Here is a 6,889-nt window from a genome sequence, read left to right as displayed (position 1 = left end):
CCCCGCGATCGGGACGGCAGCTTCGAGCCGCAGCTGGTTAAAAAGCGCCAGCGGCGGCTCTCGGGTATCGATGAGATCGCGCTGTCGTTGACCGCCCGCGGGTTGACCACCGGTGAGATCGCCGCGCACTTCGACGATGGGCGGTTTCTAGCGAGCGTTGCGAATCAGTGTTGCGGCTTGGCGTCGGTGCCATTGGTCATGAGCTGCTGTGGGGTTCTGTCGTCGAGGCATAGACGTGGCCGGTCGTTGAGCTCGGCAGCAACCTTGTCGAGCTGGTCACCGGACCAGGCCTTGAGGTCGGTCCCCTTGGGTAAATACTGACGCAGCAGGCCGTTGGTGTTCTCGTTGCTACCGCGCTGCCACGGTGAGTGCGGGTCGGCGAAGTAGATCTTTATGCCGGTTTCGCGCTCGATCCGCTCGTGGTGGAATAGCTCGTTGCCCTGGTCCCAGGTCAGGCTCCGCCGTAGCCCAGTGGGCAGCGTTCCGAAGGCTTGGATGAGTGCGTCACCGACCGATCGGGCGGAGTGATCGCGGTCCAGCGGGACCAGCAGGATGAACCGCGTCTTGCGTTCCACCAGCGTCGCGATCGCGGATCGCTGGCTGGCTCCGACGATCAGGTCCCCTTCCGAATGTCCGGCTTGTCGGAGGGACTGCACGCTGGCTGGCCTGGTGTGGATCGGACGCATCCTCGTGGACTGCCTCAACGCGCCGTCGCGGGAACGGCCGCGGCCTCTGCGGTGCCGATAGGTTCGGCCAGTGTGCAGGTTTGCCACGCTGACGACGGTGATCAGTCCGCGGTAGATGGCCTCGTAGAGCGTCTCGGTGCACACATGCCAGGCGGTGCGGCGCGGGAAGCGTCGCCGTAGCCACCGGCTGATCTGCCCTGGGGACCAGTGCTGAGCCAGCTTCGCAGCGACGACTGTGCGCAACGCGGCGTCGAGGGTGAACCGTCGAGGTTTGGGGCGCCGACGCCGCAGGTAGGCTTGGTTATGTGCGTACCACGGTTGATGGCGCCCGTCCGGCTTGCGGTTGCGGGCGACCTCCCGATACACGGTCTGGTAGCTCTTGCCGATCCGCGCAGCGATCGTCTTGACCGGTACTTGCCGTGCGAGCCCGTCGGCGATCTCGATCCGATCGTTCTGGTTCAGATACCGCGAGCTAATCGGCTTGTCGATGGCGTCCACCCGGCCAGCATCGACGAACCACACCGACCCGCAGCTCAACGACACGCCCACTGCCTGGGCAGCTGCCGAGCCTGACCACCCAGCTCGAATCAGCTCGAAGTAGCGGCGCTTGACCCCGGTCGGCATCCTGTTCTGCCCACCACGCGGCATACGAACCCCTTCCCATCAGGATTCGCAACGACCAGTAGAAACCAAGCCGTGTATCCGATGATCTTCATTGACGCCATCCACGTGAAAGTGCGGGATGGCAGGTCACCAATCGGGCGTTCTATATCGCGGTCGGGGTCACCGTGGACGGGCACCGCGACATTCTCGGTATCTGGGCCGGCGATGGCGCCGAGGGCGGCAAGTACTGGATCTCGGTGCTGACTGAGCTGAAGAACCGCGGTGTAGTGGATGTGTGCATCGTGGTCTGTGACGGGGTCAAGGGCCTGCCCGAGGCGATCACCACCGTGTGGCCCCAGGCACTGGTGCAGACCTGTATCCTGCACTTGATCCAGAATACCTTCCGGTGCGCCTCCCGCAAATACTGGGAGAAGATGGCCAAGGACCTGCGGCCGGTCTATACCGCACCCGGCGCAGCCGCGGCGGCCGAGCGGTTCGCCGAATTCAGCCAGACCTGGGGCGAGCACTACCCGGCGATCGTGCAGATCTGGCGCTCGGCGTGGGCGGGTAGCCCCGGCGCGTTGCCGCGCCGGAGCCCCCTAAGAACCGGACGTGCCCGCTTTCCAGGCATCCGGCTCAAGCAAGCCCAGGAGCATCGCGGGCGTGCGGAAGTGCTGGGCTGCCGCGCCGGTCATGTCGCCGGGCGCAGTCAGCGTGCACGAGGTGCAACACGACAAGATCGTTCGACTCATCGCGTCCGGTGTGTACGGTGAGCGCTTTCGCGCGTATCGCCTTACGGGTCGCGGTGATCCACTGCTCCCACTCGTCGGGGTGCTGCGGTTCGGCATGGGCGTGCAGCAACAGGTTCCCGCAGAGCGGGCAGCGGCCACGCTGACGCGCGATCAGCCGCCGACCGTCCCGGTTCAGTGGTGGTTTCCTGCTGCGGCGACGCCGCGCCGTCCAGTAGTCGGCCAGCTTCGGGTCGTCTGGGGATGCGAAGCCATCGACCATCTGGTGTCGAACGATCTTCGTCCAGGCGAATTTTGTGAGATAGGCGCCGGTATGCCGGTCGCCGAACACCCAGTTGTCTCGCCTGGCTTTGTTGAACGCGCCGAAGTAGCGGGCTCTCACCCAGTGCTTCGGTTTGTTCCGGTGACTGCGGACGGCCCACTTGAAGACGAGCCACCACACATAAGCGTCCAGCGTGGTGAACACGTGCTTGGACACCACCGTCCGGTAATAGGCGGCCCAGCCTCGGATGATGGGGTTGAGCCGTTGCAGCACCGCTGCGGCATTCGCCCCGCGCAGGGCCCGCATCTCGGTGCGCAGCCGTTCCCGGATGCGTTGCACCGCCGCCTTACTCGGTTTGATGATCAGCTTACCGTTGACATACCGGCGGACGTGGCACCCGAGGAAATCAAATCCTCCGGTGAGATGCAGGATGCGCGTCTTGTTCTCGTTGAAGGACAATCCCTTGGGCGCCAACCACTCTGCCAATCGAGCCTTGACCTGCTCGGCTTCCTCGCGCGTGTGACACAAGGCGACCAGGTCATCGGCGTATCTGATCACCACCGGGGATCCCGGTGCTGTGTGACCGACATGCGTGCCGGTCAAGTACCGGACTCCGGCGGCCTCTTCCATCCCATGCAGAACTACGTTCAGCAGCAAGGGGCTGATGACCCCACCCTGTGGGGCGCCCTCCTCGGTCGGGGCGAATCGGCCACGATCCACGACTCCTGCTTTCAGCCATCCAACGACCATTCCCGTGGCCGGGAAAGTCCCGAGTTGGTTGAGCAAGTGATCGTGATCGAGGTGATCGAACGCCGCCGCCAGATCCGCGTCAAGAATCCACACCCGCTTCGAGCGCTTGCCCTTGCACGTGCCATAGATTGCCTCGATCGCGTCATGACAGCCACGGCCCGGTCGAAATCCGTAGGATCGCGACTCGAACCGCGCCTCCCACTCAGGCTCCAGTGCGTTGACCACGCGGGCTTGCAACGCCCGATCGGCCAACACGGGAATTCCGAGCGGGCGCTGCCTCTTCGTGTTGCCTGCCTTGGGGATGAACACCCGTTTGACCGTTCGGGACGTCCAGGACGAGGACCGATGCTGCACCCAGTCGGCCAGTTCGGCCTTCTGCTGAGGCAACAGTGCGGTCTTCCCATCGATTCCGGCGGTCTTGCGGCCAGCGTTGATCTGCGTGACCCGCCGCACGCTCACCAGCGTGTTGGAACGGGATCGCAGCATCAGCTTCTGCAAATTCCTGACCTTGGCCAGGTCTCCTGCCTGCGACGCCGTGAAGATCCGTTGCCGCAAACGCCGTACGTTGCCCTCGGCCGCGTCCCAATCCATTTGGAACCAGTCGATGGAGTCGCCCTCCGGTCCGTTCACCGCTCCCTCATCGGGCGCGACGTCTAACTTGTCCTTCGGTTCCAGCGCTGTTGTCATCAGCCTCTCCACAGGCTCACCCGACCCGCGTCAGCACCCTTTCGGGGTCCCAGCAAAAGCTGGTATCCGGCCAGTTATACGCAGCCGCCGGCGGAGGAGCCGACACACTCACTGCGCTTTCCTGCTGCCTTTCAGCAGCCGGCATTCGCTTCTCGGGTCATCCTTCGCCCGCTGAGGAATTCGGCCTTCCTCACGGTCGGCCTACCGGAACCTTCCGGACCTCAACGGGATTGTCACGTTCCGCACGAGCAAGATGCGATCGGATTGGGCGCCCACTTCAACCCCGGGACGGCGGTGCTCTCCTGGCCGCATCAACCCCTTGGCCAGCGCCTGCCGCTTCCCAGCGGCCAGTCCTGCTCACCCCGCTACCACATTCCATCTGCGGGGCTCGACGATGACGAGGCGTCAACGAGGGTTCACTTACGTTCGCCCGCCCGATCTTCTCCTCACCTGCGCTCCTCGGATGGAACGAGGACCACTTGGGCTTGAACCCCGGGCTTCACACCCCGCAGTTACCCGCGACGCACGCCAGGGCGGAGACAGGTCATCGAGCACTGACCTGGGATCACACCATCGACATCAGCCGACCTCCCTTGGCAATCCACTTACATCGTGCGACCTCGTGTCGCACGACGGAGTTCGTGCCATTCCTCGACTACGATGTCGAAATTCGGCGGGTCATCTGCTCCACGAACGCCATCGAAAGCCGCAACGCCCGCTACCGGCGGGCAATCAAGGCGTGAGGGCACTTCCCCACCGAGCAGGCGGCCCTGAAGTGCCTCTACCTGGTCACCCGATCCCTCGACCCCACCGGACGGGGCCGAGCGAGGTGAGCGATGCGCACGAAACCGGCATTGAACGCCTTCGCCATCACCTTCCCCGGACGCATCGTCCCCACAACCACCAACTGAACACCCATGACCAGTTACACCAGCCATCGGACACTCCCTTACAGCGCCGGGAGCTACACTGCGGCGATAAATGGTTGAAACATAGACTAATTGACGCTAGAGTACATGTTGCGATCGGTTATACCGACATCGTCAGGCCGAGAGGAACCAACTCATGGTTGAGCTGTTCGATCCGGTTTGGGGCTCCAGCGAGCCCGGCCGACTGTGGTCGATTACCAACGTGGCCGAGGCGACGCCGGACATTTTGTCGCCGTTGTGCTGGAGCGTGTGGGGAGTGTCGCTTGAGGAGACCTGGCTGGGTCTGATGTACTCCTACGGCGTCATCGGACGTCAATCGAGCGTGAGGTCTGCCGATCCCAACGACCACACGACGATGGCGATATATGGTCGCCAGGCCTTCAATGTGGATGTCGTCCGCCGCATGCTCGCCCGGATGCCGGGAGTGAGTCCGGACGATCTCGAGCGCGACATCATGGGCAGCGTTCGCGAAGGCATTCCCAAGGAGCCGTCTGCGCCCGGCCGACTTCCAATCATCCTGCTGAAAATGCCGTCCACGATGCTGCTCACGCATAGTCGGCTTCAGGCCGGCTATGCACAGCTCCGCCGCTGGTGGCAAGAGGAGGTATACAACGTTGGCCGTGGCAGCAGGCCAGTTCCAGATGATAGCAGGATCGCGCAGTTGTTCGATGCCCGTGACCGCTTTGCTCAGATCTTCCAGATCCATCTTGGCGTGCGTTTGCAGCTGCAGATCGTGCAGAGCGCACTGACAGATGCTGCCACCAAGGCGGGCGATCCCGCCTTGGCCACCAAGGCGTTTTCCGGTCAGGGCAACGTCATGGAGGTCGCCATGGCCGATGACCTTTGGCGGCTGGCACATGCTGACCTCGCGGAGGAGGAATTTCTCGCCAACTACGGCTTCCACGGGCCGAATGAGGGTAATGTGTACACCTGCTCATGGCGGGAAGACCCCGAACCACTGCGTACGACCGCGAAGACCATGGCGGCGCGCAACGACTTCGTCCGCCCACGGGAGCGGGAGGAACTGGCCATGAAGGCCAGTCGTGAGGCTCAGCATGAGCTGCTGAACGCGAGTTCGGCTATGAGCCGCCCAGCGCTGAGGTTCGTGCTACGGCGAGCCCGAAACATCGTACGGAACAACGAGATCGGGAAGGCCGGATACTTGATGGCACTTGACGGATGCCGTGCAGCTGCGCGACAAATCGGTCGCGAAGAAGTAGACAACGGCCGATTCGAAGATGTCGATGATGCGTTCTTCTTGACTTGCGAAGAGCTCGCCGAACTGGTCAATGGCCGACTGCCAGAAGCAAGGGAGTTGATCGCCTATCGCCGCAAGACCAGAGAAGAATACCGGCGGATGAAGCTTCCGGCGTCCTTCGAAGGGATGCCGGATGCAGTCACCATCGACGACCAGGAGTCATCGGTCTCGAGTGAGGTTACCGGTGCTGCCGCCGGTGGCGGCATCGTTGAAGGACGAGCGCGTGTGGTTCTGGACCCCAATGACGACGCGGAGTTGGAGCCCGGTGACATCCTGGTTTGCCGGTTCACCGACCCGAGTTGGGCTCCACTATTCACGTTGGCGGAGGCGTTGGTGATCGATCTCGGCACAGCAGCCAGCCACGGCGCTCTCGTCGCGCGCGAAATGGGGATACCATTCGTCATCGGCACGCAGGACGGGACGTCACGCATACACCATGGCGATATCATCCGCGTTGACGGGCAGCAGAATGTCGTTCGAGTAGTGGAACGCGTGCCGAACGCTGCGATTTCGTAACATAGCGTGTCCGGAGTTCGCTTACTGAGTGCACTGCCAGCCAAAGTTCATGTAAGGGGCCATCTTGACTATTTTCTTCTAACGTGACGTCGGTGGCTCACCTAGCCACGACGGAGTAGGGTACTTCAGTCACGGGACGTAACGAGGAGAAGATACGCCATTCCGGTAGAGTCCCATGGTAATGACGCGGTTGTCGACGAGACCAACCAGTTGATCGCCCACCGCGATTACATCGGTTGCCGCCGCGGCGGGTGACGGCCGATTCCAGCGCATCGAGGGCGAGCTGGCAGGTCATGCGGTCGGCACAGGACCTAGGGTGTGTCTCTAAAGGATGTGTTTGAGTCACTGGGTGAGTGCGCGTAGGACGGCTCCGGCCCGGTAGGTGAGGGCGAGTTTGTCGTATCGGGTGGCCAGGCCGCGCCACTGCTTGAGGTCGCTGTAGCCGCGCT

Annotated in this window: 3 protein-coding genes and 3 pseudogenes; 4 read left to right on the top strand and 2 right to left on the bottom strand. The window is 63.0% G+C overall.

From position 1 onward, the window contains the following. Positions 1-138, top strand: a pseudogene (locus CHB84_RS22580) (transposase); the annotation flags it as partial. A 26-nt stretch (positions 139-164) separates the two neighbouring features. Here the strand turns inward: CHB84_RS22580 and CHB84_RS21765 are convergent. Continuing rightward, on the bottom strand, positions 165-1,334 hold the full coding sequence (locus CHB84_RS21765; RefSeq protein ID WP_089303518.1) for an IS30 family transposase: 1,170 nt from the start codon (positions 1,332-1,334) through the stop codon (positions 165-167). A gap of 45 nt (positions 1,335-1,379) precedes the next feature. Here CHB84_RS21765 and CHB84_RS21760 point away from each other — a divergent pair. Next, positions 1,380-1,855: pseudogene (locus tag CHB84_RS21760) on the top strand (IS256 family transposase); the annotation flags it as partial. 70 nt (positions 1,856-1,925) lie between these two features. Here the strand turns inward: CHB84_RS21760 and ltrA are convergent. Then, complete coding sequence (gene ltrA, locus CHB84_RS21755; RefSeq protein ID WP_089303517.1) at positions 1,926-3,737, bottom strand: group II intron reverse transcriptase/maturase; 1,812 nt, start codon at positions 3,735-3,737, stop codon at positions 1,926-1,928. A gap of 635 nt (positions 3,738-4,372) precedes the next feature. On the opposite strand from ltrA, the pseudogene CHB84_RS21750 reads away from it, so the two are divergent. Together CHB84_RS21750 and CHB84_RS21745 are read left to right on the top strand one after the other, a co-directional pair. Then, a pseudogene (locus CHB84_RS21750) lies at positions 4,373-4,648 on the top strand (transposase); the annotation flags it as partial. A 154-nt stretch (positions 4,649-4,802) separates the two neighbouring features. Then, positions 4,803-6,440, top strand: a complete 1,638-nt coding sequence (locus CHB84_RS21745; protein WP_089303516.1) for a PEP-utilizing enzyme — start codon at positions 4,803-4,805, stop codon at positions 6,438-6,440. The last annotated feature ends 449 nt before the right edge of the window (positions 6,441-6,889 follow it).

The organism is Haloechinothrix alba (genome assembly GCF_900188115.1).
GTDB classification, from domain to species: Bacteria; Actinomycetota; Actinomycetes; order Mycobacteriales; family Pseudonocardiaceae; genus Haloechinothrix; species Haloechinothrix alba.
The sequence above is the reverse complement of the archived record's forward strand: the minus strand, read 5'-3'. Positions and strand labels throughout refer to the sequence as shown.

Coding starts and splice junctions, on each gene's coding strand:
- CHB84_RS21765 (WP_089303518.1), bottom strand. CDS start 1,334: ATGCCGCGTGGTGGGCAGAACAGGATGCCGACCGGGGTCAAGCGCCGC.
- ltrA (WP_089303517.1), bottom strand. CDS start 3,737: ATGACAACAGCGCTGGAACCGAAGGACAAGTTAGACGTCGCGCCCGAT.
- CHB84_RS21745 (WP_089303516.1), top strand. CDS start 4,803: ATGGTTGAGCTGTTCGATCCGGTTTGGGGCTCCAGCGAGCCCGGCCGA.